Below are 15282 nucleotides of genomic sequence, written 5' to 3' on the forward strand. Positions count from 1 at the left end.
GTAACGCTAATAAAAGGATGTTTTGGGCGACATTATGAGTAATATTGGAATTTGGATAACGGTTGCGATAGTACTTTTTGTACTGGGTTCAATTTTTGGCTTGCGTGTAAGTCCGAGAGAAAAGGCACTAGGATTAATGCGTGATCAAGCACGAAAAATGGGACTACATCCGCGTTTAATTGTTGCTCCAGAATGGACAAAAGTTCCAATGGCTTCAGAAAAACGTGCCAGCATGGTGGCTTATTATAGTGTGCTTATTCCAGATGCACGCTTAGCGCTGATGCGAGCAAGAGTAGTTGATGGCAAGCTAGAAGTGGTGCAAGGTGATCAGAAATTTAATGATTTACCCATTGCATTAACAGGAGTTTATGCTATTGATATGCAGGCTAACTGTGTGGGGCTTTATTGGGATGAAGAAACAGACCTGAGAGCGACACAGCTTGACGATATGAAAGCTTATTTACATGAATTAGCGAAGCGCTAATTCTTTGATTGATCATAGGAATTTTTTTTAATTATGGCGAATACCCCACGCTCTGCTTCAAAAAGCACAGCAGCTTCAACATCTGCTGCAAATAAACGTGCCTTAGTGATTGTGGAGTCGCCTGCAAAAGCGAAAACCATTAATAAATATTTAGGCTCACAATTTGTTGTGAAGTCATCGGTCGGTCACGTACGTGATTTACCTACAGGTGGCGGTGCAAAATCAACAGAAAAGAAGCCAGCTACACGAACCAAGCTCACAGAAGAACAAAAAGCTGAGAAAGCTCAAAGTGCATTGATCAACCGTATGGGTGTTGATCCTGAACATGATTGGATTGCACATTATGAAGTGCTTCCAGGTAAAGAAAATGTTGTTGCTGAATTAAAAAAGCTCGCTAAAGATGCCGATGCCATCTATCTTGCAACGGATTTGGATAGAGAAGGGGAAGCAATCGCTTGGCATTTGCGTGAAGTGATTGGCGGTGATGACAGTCGTTACCATCGTGTTGTATTTAACGAAATTACCAAAAATGCGATTCAAGAAGCGTTTAAACAGCCAACACGTCTTGATTTAAACCGTGTAAATGCACAACAAGCACGTCGATTCCTTGACCGTGTTGTTGGTTTCATGGTGTCACCACTATTGTGGGAAAAAATTGCGCGTGGACTTTCAGCAGGGCGTGTTCAATCTGTTGCGGTGAAACTGGTTGTTGAGCGTGAACGTGAAATTCGTGCATTTATCCCAGAAGAATATTGGCAAGTCTTTGCAGATACCTTGTCTAAGAAAGATGACATTCGTTTAGAAGCCGTTCGACAAGCAGGTAAAACGCTTAAGCTTAAAAATAAAGCTGAAACTGATGCATTACTCAATGTATTAAAAGATGCAGAATATAAAGTTGCGTTACGCGAAGATAAGCCGACTAAGGTAAACCCAAGCGCACCTTATATCACTTCAACCTTACAACAAGCAGCCAGCACACGCTTAGGTTTCTCTGTAAAGAAAACCATGATGCTTGCGCAACGCTTGTATGAAGGTGGTTTTATTACTTATATGCGTACCGACTCAACCTTTTTGAGTGATGACGCTGTGAATATGGTACGTAACCATATTCAACAAAGCTTTGGTGACAAATACCTACCAGCGAAACCAAATCGTTATGGCAATAAAGCAGGCGCACAAGAAGCCCACGAAGCAATACGTCCATCAGATGTAGTTTTGACGGGTGACAAGCTTGCAGGCGTAGAACGTGATGCTCAGCGTTTATATGATTTAATTTGGCGTCAATTCGTTGCGTGTCAAATGACACCAGCTGAATATTTATCATCAACTTTAACGGTTGAAGCGGCAAATGTTGAATTGAAAGCCAAAGGTCGTACTTTGGTGTTTGATGGCTTCACCCGCGTTCGTGGTGCCAATAAATCTGATGATGATATTTTATTGCCTGCGGTAAAAGTAGGTGAAGTGCTTAAGCTAGAGAAGCTTGATCCGAGTCAACATTTTACTAAACCACCTGCACGCTTTACTGAAGCATCTTTGGTGAAAGAGTTAGAGAAAAAAGGCATTGGTCGTCCATCGACATACGCTGCGATTATCTCGACGATTCAAGAACGTGGTTATGTGAAGCTTGAAAACCGTCGTCTGTTTGCAGAAAAGATGGGTGAGATCGTTACTGATCGTTTGGATGAAAGTTTTAACAACCTGATGAATTATGCTTTTACAGCAGATTTAGAAGGACAGTTAGACCGCGTTGCGACAGGTGAACGTAATTGGAAAGAGTTACTCGATACATTCTACGGTGATTTTAAAAAGCGTTTGACCAATGCACAGGGTGAAAACGGTATGCGCCGTAATCAGCCTGTTGAAGTTGCAGATGTGCCATGTCCTGAATGTTCGCGTCCAATGCAAGTCCGTACAGGAACGACAGGGGTATTTTTAGGATGTTCTGGTTATAACTTGCCACCAAAAGAACGTTGTAAAGGTACGCTCAATTTAACCCCTGTAGAATCTTTAGCGGCATTATCAGATGATGATGGTGCAGAAACTGCAGATTTAATGTCTAAACATCGTTGTCCTAAGTGTGGGACGGCAATGGATAGCTATGTGGTTGATGGTGGTCGTAAACTTCATGTCTGTGGTAATAACCCTGATTGTGATGGCTACGAGCTTGAAGAAGGCGAATTCAAAATCAAGGGTTATGATGGCCCAACCATTCCATGTGATAAATGTGATGGTGAGATGCAGTTGAAAACAGGTCGTTTTGGTCCATATTTCGCTTGTTCTAGCTGTGATAACACGCGTAAGGTATTGAAAAATGGTCAGCCTGCGCCGCCGCGTGTTGACCCAATCAAAATGGAACACCTACGCTCAACCAAGCATGATGATTTCTTCGTATTACGTGATGGCGCAGCGGGTCTATTCTTGGCGGCAAGTAAATTCCCGAAAATTCGTGAGACACGCGCACCAAAAGTTGCGGAGCTGCGCAGTGTTGCAGATCAGCTTGATCCTAAATATCAATTCTTATTGCAAGCACCTGATGTTGACCCAGAAGGAAATGCAACTGTAGTGAAATTTAGTCGTAAGAACCAAGCGCAATATGTTGGCTCTGAGACAGCAGAAGGTAAGCAAACTAAGTGGAGCTTAGTTTTCCAAGATGGAAAATGGGTAGAAGGCTAAAGTAGAAATATTCAAAAAATGCTAGCAACTTGCTAGCATTTTTTATAGAACAAAATTAAAAAATCAAGTGTTGGGTGGGGAATTTAAAAATGTGGAAAAATATCCGAGTAGCATGTCTATTGGTCGTGCTTTTGATCGTTGCAGTAAATGCATATCGCGATCAAAATCAAAACTGGAATCAACCCATTAATATTCTTTTACACCCGATCAATGCAGATGGTTTGGCTTCAACACAACAATATATTCAACAATTACAGTCAGCTGACTTTGCTGATGTAAAACAATATTTAGAAGAAAATAGTCGACAGTATCGTGGGCAAAGTAGTTATTTCATGATTCAAATTGGGCGAGAGCTACACACAGTGCCCCCACGAATGTCCGAACAACCAAGCATTTTGAAAAATATCTTATGGAGTCTCAAGTTTCGCTATTATGCTTGGAAGCAACATCAATCTATTGATGGATCGCCGAGTTTAACCTTATATCTCAATTATTATGATCCGAAGCAAACAAGAGAATTAAAACACTCTACGGCATTAGAAAGAGGACGAATTGGATCAGTCAATTTATTCGCATCACAAAAACAAGTCGAGCAGAACAATGTCGTTTTGGTACATGAGCTGCTCCATGGTTTTGGCGCAACGGATAAATATAATTTAAATACGGGTGAACCTATTTTTCCAATTGGCTATGCTCAAGCGGATAAACAGCCTTTGTATCCGCAGACTGAAGCTGAAATCATGGGTGGACGTATCCCATTATCAGCGCAAAAAAGCAAAATGCCGCAGAACTTAGAGCAGACCGTGATCAGCGTAATAACTGCACAAGAACTAGGCTGGATTAAATGAACTGTGGATAAATCCGAACTTATCCATATTATTTAAAATGATTGCTACAAAATAAAAAAACTGAAATAAAACACAGATTTTTCTGACATTCCGTCATTAATTCTCAACATGCCTTATACAGAATTCGCTGTAAAAGGCGCTCAATATATAAATATAACATTGATGATAAAAGAGTAAATAATGATGAAAACTGTGGGTAATGACCTCATTCGTAATCAGCTACATGATGATCGTAAGTGGTATCTGTTATTAGGTGTCTTATTGGTCGTTTTTGGTTTGGTTCTTTTAGCGGCGCTGCCATTTGCAACATTATCTGCGGTACTTTTATTCGGTGTACTGATGATGTTGGGTGGTATTTTACATTTTGTCGCTGCATTTATGGTGTTTAAAGGCGGTACACGTTGGTTATGGGCCTTGTTTGGTGTTTTATACATCGTGGCGGGTTATTTTGCGTTTACTACGCCTGTGATTACCGCGGTCGTACTTACCAGCTTTTTGGCCGTTGCTTTGATTATCGCGGGTATCATTCGTACTGTTAATGCTTTTATTCTCAGACCGATTTCTGGATGGGGTTGGGTGTTATTTTCAGGTATCTTGACGTTACTAACAGGTATTTTAATTCTGTCATCACCTGATTCACCTTTCTGGGTATTGGGTATGTTTCTTGCGATTGATATTTTATTCCAAGGGATTAATTATTTGACCTTTGCTAGTGCCATTAAGCAGCTTCCTCATAGTTCTACTACTATTTAAATATTCAGATCGCCTCAGAGCATGTGTTTACATGCTCTTTTTGTTTTTAGGTACTCCGAAACATATCGAGTGTCTGAGTCTGTTAAAATAACGTTTCGTTTATAACTGATCGATTTTATGACGCTTGCCAAGCTAATTGATGAACTGAATCCACAACAGAAACAGGCTGCAACAACCACTGTGCAAAACTGCTTAGTCTTAGCAGGAGCAGGTTGTGGTAAAACCAAAACGATTGTGGCAAGAGCAGCGTATTTAATTGATCAGGGACTACCTGCGCAACAGATTCAAATTCTGACCTTTACCCGTCGGGCAGCGAGTGAAATCATTACACGTGTTGAGCAACATATGGGTGAGCAGGCTAAGGGCTTACGTGCTTCCACTTTTCATACTTTTTGTATGTATCTGCTACGCCGTAATCCACGCGCTTTTGGCCTTACACAATTTAGTATCATTGATCGTGATGATCAATTGCTGATGTTCCGATTATTACGCGGCAAAGATAAAGGTAATGTGCTGCCTAAAGCAGCAGAGCTATGTGATTTGTATTCGTATGCTCGTAACACTAAAACCAAACTCTCGGATGCTTTAGTTGAACAACTGCCACAGGCTGTAGAGTATAAAGCGCAAATTACTGAACTGATGAAAGCTTATGAGCAGCGCAAGCAAGAGCGTAATTTTCTAGATTATGATGATATCTTAGCGATCGTTGCCGTACATCTACAAAATTCACCTGAGTTAGTGAAATGGGTCACTGGTTTTTGTTCAGCACTTTTAGTCGATGAAATGCAGGATACCAATCCATTGCAATGGGCGTTGTTACAGCCTTTAGTCGGGAAGGTTAAATTGTTTTGTGTAGGTGATGATGCACAGTCAATCTATGGGTTTCGTGGTGCTGACTTTGAAAATATTCATCATTTCAAAGAGCGTGTTCCTGATGCCGAAGTGCTTACATTGGAAATGAACTATCGCTCAACTCAAGGTATTTTAGACTTATCCAATTGGTTGCTTGATCAAAGCCAAATTGGTTACGACAAACATTTACAAGCCTATCGAGGCAAAGGCTTAAAACCTCAACTGCATATCTTGAGTAATGAGTTTGAAGAGGCAAATTGGATTATTCAAGATTTAAATCGTCGTCACCTACAAGGGGCAGCTTGGGCTGAACACATGGTGTTATTGCGTTCAGGCTTTAGTGGGCGATATTTGGAAGGTGCGCTGATTGCAGCAAATATTCCCTATCGCTTCATTGGTGGTGTGAAACTACTTGAGTCGGCGCATGTTAAAGATGTTTTGAGTTTATTACGCGTTAGTGTTAATCCACAGGATGATTTGGCTTGGATGCGTTTTCTCACGCTTTGGGATGGGGTGGGGGATGTCGGTGCAAGTAAGTTAGCACAAGAATTGATTCAGCTACCTGATATAGAGGCGCGTTGTCAGCGTTTAGAACGACATGGCAAAGTACCACAACAAGCCATTTTGATCTTGATGCAACTGGATGTGTTACAACAGCATGTCGAAGCTTGTATTGGCTTGGCCTTAGATGCATTGGCTGAGCAATTGGAAAATAATTATAAAACCAAAGATTGGTCTCGTCGTGTTAAAGACTTCGATTTGGTCAAACAATTGGCGCGTAAACATAGTGCTTTAGGTGAATTTTTAGAAGAGTATGTACTTGATCCAATTTCTATTTCGGAAATTGATAAAACACCTGATCAAGACCTTGTCACACTGATTACCATTCATTCAGCCAAAGGTGCGGAGCAGAAAGTTTGCTATGTTCCTCATGTCTCTCCAAATCAGTACCCACATGCCAGAGCGCAAGGTGATTTTGATGACGTAGAGGAGGAGCGACGCGTCCTGTATGTTGCATTAACTCGCGCTGAAAATGAATTAATTTTGACCAAGCAGAATCTGAATTTATGGTCACAGGATCAATACGATGAGTTAGGGCGAAAAATAGAAAGTTATTTTTTAAATGATTTGCCTCAGCATTTGGTTGATGTTCAGATTCATCGAGATATTCCTCGAGCTTATGGACAAGCCAATCGTTCTCGTTCGACGACAATCAATTTAGGTTTTGGGATAGATTTCGATTAAACTAGTTCAATTCAATCGTTGTTGATTCACAGACGAGTTCGTGAATCCTTTTTAGGTTTTAGTATGAAAATTTTAGTTCGTAATTTAGATCGTAGCGTGACCGAAGCAGAAGTGCTCGACTTATTTAAGACCTATGGGAAAGTTGATTCTTGCGTTGTCGTAAAAGATGCTGACACGGGTAAGTCTAAAGGTTTTGGCTTTGTTGAAATGTCGAATCCGCGTGAGGCGGTTAAGGCTGTAAAAGGTTTAAATACTTTGAAAGTTAAAGGCGCTGGTATCCGTGTAAAAATTGCGGAAGATAAAGCCTAATTTTTTATGTTAAAGCAATATCAAGCTTTATCGATAGTTGCACCAAATGGTGGGCGAATTGCACAAGGTTTAAAGACGCTTGAAATTCGCTCATGGCAACCTGAGTATCTGCCGCTTAAAAATCTTGTGATTGTAGAAAATCAGAGTTTCTTGCTCGCAGATGGTGAAGAGGAAATCGGTCGAGCTGTTGCTTTGGTGGATATTGAGTCCGTACATCTTTGGACAAAAGATGAAGTGAATGCAGCATGTGCTTCATCTTGGGCAGTGGGATATTTTGCTTGGGTGATCAGCAATGTACGACCATTTTCACAGCCAATCGAAACCATAGCGAAAAGAAAACTTTATCGTCTTGAATTGAGGCTCTAAGTACTATTTGTTTCATCGCTAATTCGCTTTACAATCAACCAAGATTTAAATGAAATGAAAAAAGGGATTTGTTATGTCTCGTGTTGCTCGCTACCATGCCGATCGTACCAATCAAAAACTCTATTTTGCTCGACTCGCATGTCAACAAGCGGAGCAGACTGAGCATATTCAACAGGCTCAAGCATACCGTGAAGCAGCTGTATTTCATTTGCATGGCGCAATCTTAGCGTTCTTGCAGGAGTTAGTCCGTTATTACCGCTTAAATGACTTACAACCGACATTTAAATCGGTTGAAGAGCATATGGCAGATAAAGGACAGGTTTCGCCTGAAATCGTTGTTTTACAGCAGTTAGCGAAAGATGGTTTTGTGGCAGAGTTGAAACGTGCTTATCGTATGTGTCAATATGCACCTGAGCCGACTGCACCTGAACCAGAAAGTGAAACGTCTTCAAATCTCATTATTAAGGTTACTCAGAGTCCACAAGCGTGGTTGCCAGATGCCAAAATTCTACGTGAATGGCATCGTGAATTGAGCCATCTGATTGATGGTTTCCGTAATGAAATGGTCGAGTTCTAAGTTGAGCAATTCAACGACTTGAAATTTAAGCAAGCAGTACACATATAAATAAGACGTGAGATCGCAAAGTACAAACGTGCTTTGCCACCATGTTGAAACATGGAGAGAATATATGTCAATGCAACAGTTAAAAGAATTGTTTGGTAATCAAGAAGCCGTTTTGGAGCTTGTTCAACTCGAAGGTGGTGAGCTTGCTTTGCGTAATGCTGACTCTGAAAAAGAGCCATTGGTGAAAATTCAGTTTAGCGATGAAGTTAAAGAAATCTTAGGAGATCAAACTCCATCAGTTGCTCAGCATATGATTCAGGCTGCTTTATTTGGTTTGTTGGAAAAACAAATGAATCAATGGCAAGCAGAAGTGCTGGATGAGCAGCCAGCTCACTTAAGTTAATTGCATAAAAAAAGCGTACTACAGTACGCTTTTTTATTATATCGAAAAGGCTTAATGTGCTGGCGACTGGTGCGCAAGTTCGATCTGATTCAAAATATGATGACTCATATTCTTCGCCATTTCTTCTTTTGCATAGAACACTTCACCAATATTTTCTTCTCTGATGACAGCTGCTTCTTCCTTACTTTCAGCGCAAATCAGTACTTGGATTTCTGGATTTAGCTGTTTAGAAATATCGACAATACGATGAATATCCAAAATATCCATAGGTGAGATCACTAGTAAACGAGCATGCTGAATATGTGCCTGAATCAAAACATTCGGTTCAGTCGCTTCACCGCTGACCGCAGCAATGCCTTGCGTACGTAATTTTTCAACAATCTCACGGTTTTCCTCAGCAATAACTACTTTGATGTTTTGTTCCATGAGGTTCTCGCTGATTCGTCGGCCAACACCGCCGTAACCAATAATGACCACTTGATCGCGTAGATATTCTTGATCAACTTCATCTGGAAGCATGGCAAGTGGGTCACCACTACGTTCCAGTAGGCGCGCCAAATGAGAGCGTTCGCGAATCCAGCGTTGAACAGGTTCGATTGCTGAGAAAATAAAAGAGTTAAGCGTAATAGAAAATAATGCGCCTGCGAGAATTAGATTTTGTGCCTCAGGTGTGAGTAATCCGAGAGCTAAACCCAGTGTCGCTAAAATGAATGAGAACTCTCCGATTTGCGCCAAACTTGCACCAACAGTCAAGGCTGTATTGATTGGATAACGGAAGAATAAAACTAAAGCCATGGCAGCTAATGTTTTACCGACCATGATGATTGCCACGACAGCTAAGATATGGAGTGGCTCTTCGACCAATATTCTTGGATCAAACAGCATACCGACTGAAACGAAGAATAAGATTGCAAAGATTTCACGTAACGGTAGGGTCTCCTCTTCGGCACGATGGCTAAAGTCAGACTCTTTTACCACCATTCCAGCAAAGAACGCGCCAAGAGCCATAGAAACATCAAATACAGCGTATGAGCCATAGGCAATCGATACGGCGGCAGCAACGACTGTGAGTGTGAAAAGCTCACGAGAACCTAAACGAGCGACAAATTGCATGATCATTGGCACAAGTCGTTTACCAATAATGAGCATAAAGGCGATAAAGCCTGTTACTTTAAGTAGTGTCAGTCCAATAGTCATCCAGATACTTTGTGAGGTATCTGTGCCGGGTAGGGCATGACCACCGAGCAACACGGCTGTGGCAGGGAGTAAAACTAGCGCCAAGACCATCACAAGGTCTTCAACCAGTAGCCAACCGACAGCAATTTTGCCATTCACAGAGTCAAGTAAACCGCGATCACCGAGCGCTTTAAGTAATACGACGGTACTAGCACATGACAAACTTAAACCAAAGATTAAGGCTGAACCAAAACTCCATCCCCAGAACATAGAAACGACCATACCCAGTAGTGTCGCAACAGCAATTTGTAGAATCGCACCCGGTAAAGCAATACGGCGAACTTGGAGTAGGTCGCTCAGGGAGAAATGCATACCTACGCCAAACATCAAAAACATCACACCCAGTTCAGCAAGCTGATTGGCAAGTTGAATATCACCGACGACTCCCGGTGTATTTGGGCTAATAATAATGCCCGCAATTAAATAGCCGATTAAAGGAGGTAAGCGTAGACGTGCTGCGATATAGCCAAAAATGAGGGCCATACCAAAACCAACAGCAAGTAATATAATTAAATTAACATCATGTGGCATTGAAGCTCCTTAATCGTTGCGGTTAAGGTCAAAGTAAATAAGCATAAAAAATGCCAAAGCGGATAGATTAAAATTTTAACAACTAAAATCGGATTTGTTGATGATATTTTTTTTAATCATCAAAAAAAATTATGTAAATCTTTTATAGTGGGTTTGAGCTTTCTATCGGGCAAAAAAAACGACCTCAAAAGAAGCCGTTTTTTTAAAGAACTAAAATTATTTAATTTTAGCTTCTTTGAAAATTACGTGTTGACGGATTTTTGGATCAAATTTTTTGATTTCCATTTTTTCCGGCATAGTACGTTTGTTCTTAGTAGTGGTATAGAAGTAACCAGTACCAGCTGTAGAAACGAGGCGAATCTTATCACGCATTGTTCAGACTCCTTAGATCTTTTGACCTTGAGCACGGAGATCAGCAACAACTTTCTCGATACCCAATTTATCAATAATACGCATACCTTTAGTGGTTAAACGAAGACGTACAAAACGCTTTTCGCTTTCTAACCAAAAACGGTGGTGGTGCAGGTTCGGCTCGAACCGGCGTTTGGTTTTGTTGTTTGCGTGCGATACGTTGTTACCAACGATAGGACGCTTGCCGGTAACTTGGCAAACCTTAGACATGGTGAACTCCATTGCTAGTTCATATAGCACTGATTCGTGCAACTAGCCATTCAAGTAAACGGATGAAATCATTCAAGGGGCGTTTTATACCAAAAATACGATTAAAAGACAAGCGAATTTGGTAAAAACAGGGCATGATCTAGTGTGATAGATCATGCCTTGATCAGCTTAGCGGAATAGTGTTTTTAAAAGCACTTTATGCATCGCTTTATTATACGGCGGAAGGATGAATTTTAAACTGTAAAGTTTAGGACTTACAGGATTTGACATCATTGAGCGTTCGTGTGAGAAGCTAAAGAAACCTTCTTTACCGTGATATTTACCCATTCCAGATGCACCGATACCGCCAAATGGAAGATCATCTTGCGCAACATGGGTCAATGTTTGGTTAATCCCGAAGTGACCTGAATGAGTGCGGCTTGCAACATATTCTGCACGCGCGCTGTCGATATCAAAATAATAGAATGCTAATGGACGAGGACGACTATTGATGAATTGAATTGCATCTTCGATATGTTCGTATTCTAAAATTGGTAGGATAGGACCGAAGATTTCATTCTTCATGATTTCCATGTCAGTTGTTACATCTGTTAATAAGGTTGGGGCAATCTTACGAACGTCAGTCAATGACTCTTTTTTGTTATTTAGCTCAACAATATTTGCACCTTGAGCTTGAGCGTCCTCTAAATAACCTTGTAAGCGATTGTACTGCTTGTCATTAACAATAGAAGTGTAGTCTTTATTATCACGTAGCGTTGGGTACATGGTATTCACAAAATCATTATAGTGCTTAGTGAACTCAGCCGTTTGACCTTTAGGTAGGAACATATAGTCAGGTGCAACACATGTTTGACCTGCATTCCAGAGTTTACCTACAGCGATACGTTGTGCAACATCGCGAATGTTCATTGCAGAATGAACAAGAGCAGGTGATTTACCACCTAATTCTAAGATGACAGGAACAAGATTTTGAGCAGCAGCGGCCATCACCGTTTTACCAACAGAAGTAGAGCCTGTAAAAATCATTTTATCGAAAGCAAGATGACTGAATGCATCTGAAATTGCACCACCACCATTTACAACTGCAACCAGTTCTTGAGGAAATGCTTCAGAAAGTGCATTTTCAAGTACATAACCAAAGTTCGATGATGCACTTGAGATTTTAATCATGGCATGGTTACCCGCAGCCAATGCACAAATCAATGGGCCAACAGAAAGCAACAATGGATAATTCCAAGGTGCAATCACACCAATAACACCGAGTGGTTGATATTCTACCCAGCCTTTTGCTGGTTGGTGTAACATGCTGATATGGCGTTTAGATGGTTTCATCCATTCGGTTAAGTTCTTGCTATAGTATTTGATATGCTCTAAACAAGTAAGAACTTCACCAATTTTGGTTTCCATCACTGCACGATTGCCATAATCTTGACTAATTGCGTTAGCAAATTGATCTTGATACTTTACCAAGATATTTTTAAGTCGAGCTAAGCGTTCAATACGTTCTTTTGCGCTCGGTACAGGATGGCGTTGGTAAGCCGCTTTTTGCTGCTCAAGCAAATCATGTAGCCGTTTCACATCAACATGAGGTGTCATAGCGGTTGTTTTTGTTTGACTGTTCATAGGAGTGGACCAAAAGAAAGCTTATTATTTTTTAATTTTTAGAGTAAATACTCTAAAGTGTCAAGTCGCTTTATAGGTTTGTTTTATAACCTATTGATAATGTTATAGATGGTTAATTCAATGTCACAAGCTAAGCCAAACAAAACAAAAGATAGAATTTTGCAGATCAGTTTGCAGTTGTTTAATGAGCGTGGTGAACGCTCAGTCACGACAAATCATATTGCTGCTGAGTTAGGTATTAGCCCTGGCAATTTGTATTATCACTTTCGTAACAAGCAAGAAATTATTAAAGAGTTGGCGCAGCAGTATCAGGCGGAAACACTGGAAATGCTGGCATTACCTACTGATCGCCCATTGAATGCCAACGATAAAATTAGTTATTTCCAAGTATTGAGTAATCAATTATGGGCTTATCGCTTCATTCATCGTGATGTTTATCATCTAGTTGAAAATAATGAAGACTTTAGAAAAATTTACCCACGTTTTGCTGGGCAAGTGATGCAACAAGGTCAACGGATTTATCGTGCTTTCGTTGATGCGGGTTTGATGAAAATGACAGATTCTGAAATCGAAGCATTGATCATCAACTTGTGGATCGTCTTAACCAACTGGACTAACTTTTTGTATATGTCAGGCCATATTAGTGATAATAATCGCTTAGAGGAAAAGTGGGTTTGGCAGGCGTTGCGTCAAATGGTGTTCTTGGAGGGGCCATATTTGATGGGGGAAAGCCGTCAGACTTATGAGCAATTATTGAAGTCGCTTGGTCCATCAGAGTTATTTGCAAGCTTATCTAATCTTAAAAATGACGAGGAGTAGCCCTTAGCTATTTAGTCTGAGGCAAAAAAGGGCTAGAATGCTCGGCTTGATTTTAATTTGATTTGAATAAGTGATATTAACCACATGAACACGACTACTGCCAATACAGCACGATTACTGATTACTTGTGAAGACAAGCCGGGGATCGTGCAAGCTGTATCGAGCTTTTTGTATCATCAGGGAGCAAACATTACCGCACTTGATCAATACGCGACAGAAGCTCAAGGCGGACGTTACTTCATGCGTGTTGAATTTGAACTTGATCATTTGCAGTCTCGTAAAGAAGCGTTGATGCAAACATTTGCAGCAAATGTTGCTGAACGTTATGAAATGCAGTGGAAATTGACTTTCGTCAATGAACTGAAAAAAGTCGGTATTTTGGTTTCTAAAGTCGATCATGCACTTTTAGAGCTGTTATGGCGTCATGCGCGTGGTTCATTGCCATGTGAGATTACACAGGTTGTTTCTAATCATCCTGATTTACGTGAAGCGGTTGAGAATTTTGGTATTCCGTTCCATGTTGTACCTGTGAATAAAGACAACAAAGTCGAAGCTTATGCACAAATCAATGACATGATGCAAGGTAATGATTTGTTGATCCTTGCGCGTTATATGCAAATTCTAAGTGAAGATTTTGTTTCGCAATGGGAAATGAAGATTATTAATATTCACCATTCATTCTTGCCTGCTTTCGTTGGTGCAAATCCTTATAAGCAAGCTTATGAAAAAGGTGTGAAGCTGATTGGTGCAACTGCACATTATGTCACTGCTGATCTAGATCAAGGTCCAATTATTGAGCAGGACGTTGAGCGTGTAAGCCATGATTATAACGTCGAGCAATTACGTGAGCTTGGTGAAGATGTTGAGCGTAATGTGTTAGCACGCGCTGTGAAATGGCATTTAGAAGACCGTATTATTGTTGATGGCAATAAAACAGTAGTTTTCTAACAAAGAAATACTCGATGAAAAAGCATGCTAAATCAGCATGCTTTTTTTATGCTATTATTGTTATGTTATAACATTTGTTTATGCTGAGTGTGGTTTGAGCAATAAATTTAGTCACCATCACAAAAAATAGTTGCAAATGAAAACACTTCTCATTTATTATTACGGCACTTTCATTGTTCTATCCGATGAGTGAAATCGTTTTTTACTTTATAGGAACGTCACCATCTATATAGGTACTTAGATTCTTATGAGTCAATCTCCTGCGACATTCAACACACCACACTCGATGAAAAAGAAAATCATCACTGCCCTTGTTGCGGTTGTGATTGGACATGTAGGAGTTTTGTGGGCTGTTAGCCACATGAAGCCGATTGAGCTAAAACCAATCGAGAAAGAGCCGTTAAAGGTTAAATTCGTCAAGATTAAAGAACCACCTAAAGAAGCACCTCCAAAACCAAAGGAACAGCCTAAACCTGAGCCTAAAAAGGAAGTGAAAGAAGTTAAGGTGGTTGAGAAGCCATTGCCGCCACCTAAGAAAGTTGAAAAGGTGCAGCAAGTTAAAACTGAAACACCAAAGCAAGTGGTTCAAAAGACTGAGCCAAAGATTGAAACTAAGGTAACGACGACAGTTGTAACTGAAAAAGTTGTTGAAAAACCTCAGCCTGAACCAGTGGTTCAAAAGCCACAACCTGCTGCAGATCCATCACCTAAACGTGTTTCTATTGGTGGTTCTGGTATTCAATGGAGTCGTTCTCCAAAGTTATCGTTTACGCCAAAAGATTTAGAAAATCAAACACGCTTAATCACTGTTTATATTGAGGCAGATGAAAAGGGTCGGGTAACTATTGCACGTATTACGCGTAGTAGTGGTTTACCTACTTTAGATGAAAAAGCTTTACGTGCCGTAAAAGGTGCAAAATTTAAACCTTATAAGGAAGATGGTATTGCTTATCCGATTCGTACAGAGCAACCATTTGAGTTTAATCCTTGAATTTGAGTCCTTGAG

At 40.5% G+C, this 15282-nt stretch carries 16 protein-coding genes; 12 read left to right on the forward strand and 4 right to left on the reverse strand.

Annotated features, from left to right (window positions below; genetic code table 11):
* Nucleotides 1–34: 34 nt before the first annotated feature.
* The 9 genes from IO68_RS24220 to IO68_RS24260 all read left to right on the forward strand — a co-directional run bounded on the left by IO68_RS24220 (nt 35) and on the right by IO68_RS24260 (nt 8498).
* A complete protein-coding gene (locus tag IO68_RS24220) occupies nt 35–484 on the forward strand; it encodes a hypothetical protein (protein ID WP_023013208.1) in 450 nt (149 codons plus the stop codon).
* 33 nt (nt 485–517) lie between these two features.
* Complete coding sequence (gene topA / locus IO68_RS24225; protein ID WP_004876697.1) at nt 518–3157, forward strand: type I DNA topoisomerase; 2640 nt, start codon at nt 518–520, stop codon at nt 3155–3157.
* Nucleotides 3158–3246: 89 nt separating this feature from the next.
* Nucleotides 3247–4005, forward strand: a complete 759-nt coding sequence (locus IO68_RS24230) for a hypothetical protein (protein ID WP_023013209.1) — start codon at nt 3247–3249, stop codon at nt 4003–4005.
* A 180-nt stretch (nt 4006–4185) separates the two neighbouring features.
* Nucleotides 4186–4758 carry an HdeD family acid-resistance protein gene (locus IO68_RS24235; RefSeq protein ID WP_023013210.1) on the forward strand — a complete coding sequence of 191 codons (573 nt, stop codon included), beginning with the start codon at nt 4186–4188 and terminating at the stop codon, nt 4756–4758.
* 117 nt (nt 4759–4875) lie between these two features.
* A complete protein-coding gene (locus IO68_RS24240; RefSeq protein WP_023013211.1) occupies nt 4876–6855 on the forward strand; it encodes an ATP-dependent helicase in 1980 nt (659 codons plus the stop codon).
* 63 nt (nt 6856–6918) lie between these two features.
* Entirely contained in the window at nt 6919–7164 is a 246-nt protein-coding gene (locus tag IO68_RS24245) for an RNA recognition motif domain-containing protein (RefSeq protein WP_004876705.1), read from the forward strand.
* Nucleotides 7165–7170: 6 nt separating this feature from the next.
* A complete protein-coding gene (locus IO68_RS24250) occupies nt 7171–7530 on the forward strand; it encodes an ASCH domain-containing protein (RefSeq protein WP_023013212.1) in 360 nt (119 codons plus the stop codon).
* 73 nt (nt 7531–7603) lie between these two features.
* The gene (locus tag IO68_RS24255) at nt 7604–8107 is read left to right on the forward strand and encodes a DUF6586 family protein (RefSeq protein ID WP_004876710.1); all 504 of its coding nucleotides are present in this window, start codon (nt 7604–7606) and stop codon (nt 8105–8107) included.
* A gap of 112 nt (nt 8108–8219) precedes the next feature.
* The gene (locus IO68_RS24260) at nt 8220–8498 is read left to right on the forward strand and encodes a hypothetical protein (RefSeq protein WP_004876712.1); all 279 of its coding nucleotides are present in this window, start codon (nt 8220–8222) and stop codon (nt 8496–8498) included.
* A 51-nt stretch (nt 8499–8549) separates the two neighbouring features.
* On the opposite strand, the gene IO68_RS24265 is transcribed toward IO68_RS24260, so the two are convergent.
* The 4 genes from IO68_RS24265 to IO68_RS24280 form a co-directional block, all read right to left on the reverse strand.
* On the reverse strand, nt 8550–10265 hold the full coding sequence (locus IO68_RS24265; protein ID WP_023013213.1) for a cation:proton antiporter: 1716 nt from the start codon (nt 10263–10265) through the stop codon (nt 8550–8552).
* Between the two features lie 216 nt (nt 10266–10481).
* Nucleotides 10482–10637, reverse strand: coding sequence for a 50S ribosomal protein L33 (gene rpmG / locus IO68_RS24270; protein ID WP_003654787.1), 156 nt, complete (start codon nt 10635–10637; stop codon nt 10482–10484).
* Between the two features lie 12 nt (nt 10638–10649).
* Nucleotides 10650–10886 carry a 50S ribosomal protein L28 gene (gene rpmB, locus IO68_RS24275; protein WP_004649871.1) on the reverse strand — a complete coding sequence of 79 codons (237 nt, stop codon included), beginning with the start codon at nt 10884–10886 and terminating at the stop codon, nt 10650–10652.
* Between the two features lie 168 nt (nt 10887–11054).
* On the reverse strand, nt 11055–12509 hold the full coding sequence (locus tag IO68_RS24280; RefSeq protein WP_023013214.1) for a coniferyl aldehyde dehydrogenase: 1455 nt from the start codon (nt 12507–12509) through the stop codon (nt 11055–11057).
* Nucleotides 12510–12629: 120 nt separating this feature from the next.
* On the opposite strand from IO68_RS24280, the gene IO68_RS24285 reads away from it, so the two are divergent.
* The 3 genes from IO68_RS24285 to IO68_RS24295 all read left to right on the forward strand — a co-directional run bounded on the left by IO68_RS24285 (nt 12630) and on the right by IO68_RS24295 (nt 15267).
* Entirely contained in the window at nt 12630–13328 is a 699-nt protein-coding gene (locus IO68_RS24285) for a TetR/AcrR family transcriptional regulator (protein WP_023013215.1), read from the forward strand.
* 84 nt (nt 13329–13412) lie between these two features.
* Nucleotides 13413–14276, forward strand: a complete 864-nt coding sequence (purU, locus tag IO68_RS24290) for a formyltetrahydrofolate deformylase (protein WP_004876720.1) — start codon at nt 13413–13415, stop codon at nt 14274–14276.
* Nucleotides 14277–14523: 247 nt separating this feature from the next.
* Complete coding sequence (locus IO68_RS24295) at nt 14524–15267, forward strand: energy transducer TonB (protein WP_023013216.1); 744 nt, start codon at nt 14524–14526, stop codon at nt 15265–15267.
* Nucleotides 15268–15282: the final 15 nt, after the last annotated feature.

The sequence above is a fragment of the Acinetobacter sp. COS3 genome, from assembly GCF_000475335.1.
In the GTDB taxonomy this organism is placed as follows: Bacteria; Pseudomonadota; Gammaproteobacteria; order Pseudomonadales; family Moraxellaceae; genus Acinetobacter; species Acinetobacter venetianus.

Excerpts from the sequence above, each read along its gene's own strand:
- IO68_RS24260 (WP_004876712.1), top strand. The coding sequence starts at position 8,220 with ATGTCAATGCAACAGTTAAAAGAATTGTTTGGTAATCAAGAAGCCGTT.
- IO68_RS24285 (WP_023013215.1), top strand. The coding sequence starts at position 12,630 with ATGTCACAAGCTAAGCCAAACAAAACAAAAGATAGAATTTTGCAGATC.
- IO68_RS24265 (WP_023013213.1), bottom strand. The coding sequence starts at position 10,265 with ATGCCACATGATGTTAATTTAATTATATTACTTGCTGTTGGTTTTGGT.
- IO68_RS24250 (WP_023013212.1), top strand. The coding sequence starts at position 7,171 with ATGTTAAAGCAATATCAAGCTTTATCGATAGTTGCACCAAATGGTGGG.
- IO68_RS24235 (WP_023013210.1), top strand. The coding sequence starts at position 4,186 with ATGATGAAAACTGTGGGTAATGACCTCATTCGTAATCAGCTACATGAT.
- IO68_RS24245 (WP_004876705.1), top strand. The coding sequence starts at position 6,919 with ATGAAAATTTTAGTTCGTAATTTAGATCGTAGCGTGACCGAAGCAGAA.
- topA (WP_004876697.1), top strand. The coding sequence starts at position 518 with ATGGCGAATACCCCACGCTCTGCTTCAAAAAGCACAGCAGCTTCAACA.
- IO68_RS24220 (WP_023013208.1), top strand. The coding sequence starts at position 35 with ATGAGTAATATTGGAATTTGGATAACGGTTGCGATAGTACTTTTTGTA.
- rpmB (WP_004649871.1), bottom strand. The coding sequence starts at position 10,886 with ATGTCTAAGGTTTGCCAAGTTACCGGCAAGCGTCCTATCGTTGGTAAC.
- IO68_RS24280 (WP_023013214.1), bottom strand. The coding sequence starts at position 12,509 with ATGAACAGTCAAACAAAAACAACCGCTATGACACCTCATGTTGATGTG.
- rpmG (WP_003654787.1), bottom strand. The coding sequence starts at position 10,637 with ATGCGTGATAAGATTCGCCTCGTTTCTACAGCTGGTACTGGTTACTTC.
- IO68_RS24240 (WP_023013211.1), top strand. The coding sequence starts at position 4,876 with ATGACGCTTGCCAAGCTAATTGATGAACTGAATCCACAACAGAAACAG.
- IO68_RS24295 (WP_023013216.1), top strand. The coding sequence starts at position 14,524 with ATGAGTCAATCTCCTGCGACATTCAACACACCACACTCGATGAAAAAG.
- purU (WP_004876720.1), top strand. The coding sequence starts at position 13,413 with ATGAACACGACTACTGCCAATACAGCACGATTACTGATTACTTGTGAA.
- IO68_RS24230 (WP_023013209.1), top strand. The coding sequence starts at position 3,247 with ATGTGGAAAAATATCCGAGTAGCATGTCTATTGGTCGTGCTTTTGATC.
- IO68_RS24255 (WP_004876710.1), top strand. The coding sequence starts at position 7,604 with ATGTCTCGTGTTGCTCGCTACCATGCCGATCGTACCAATCAAAAACTC.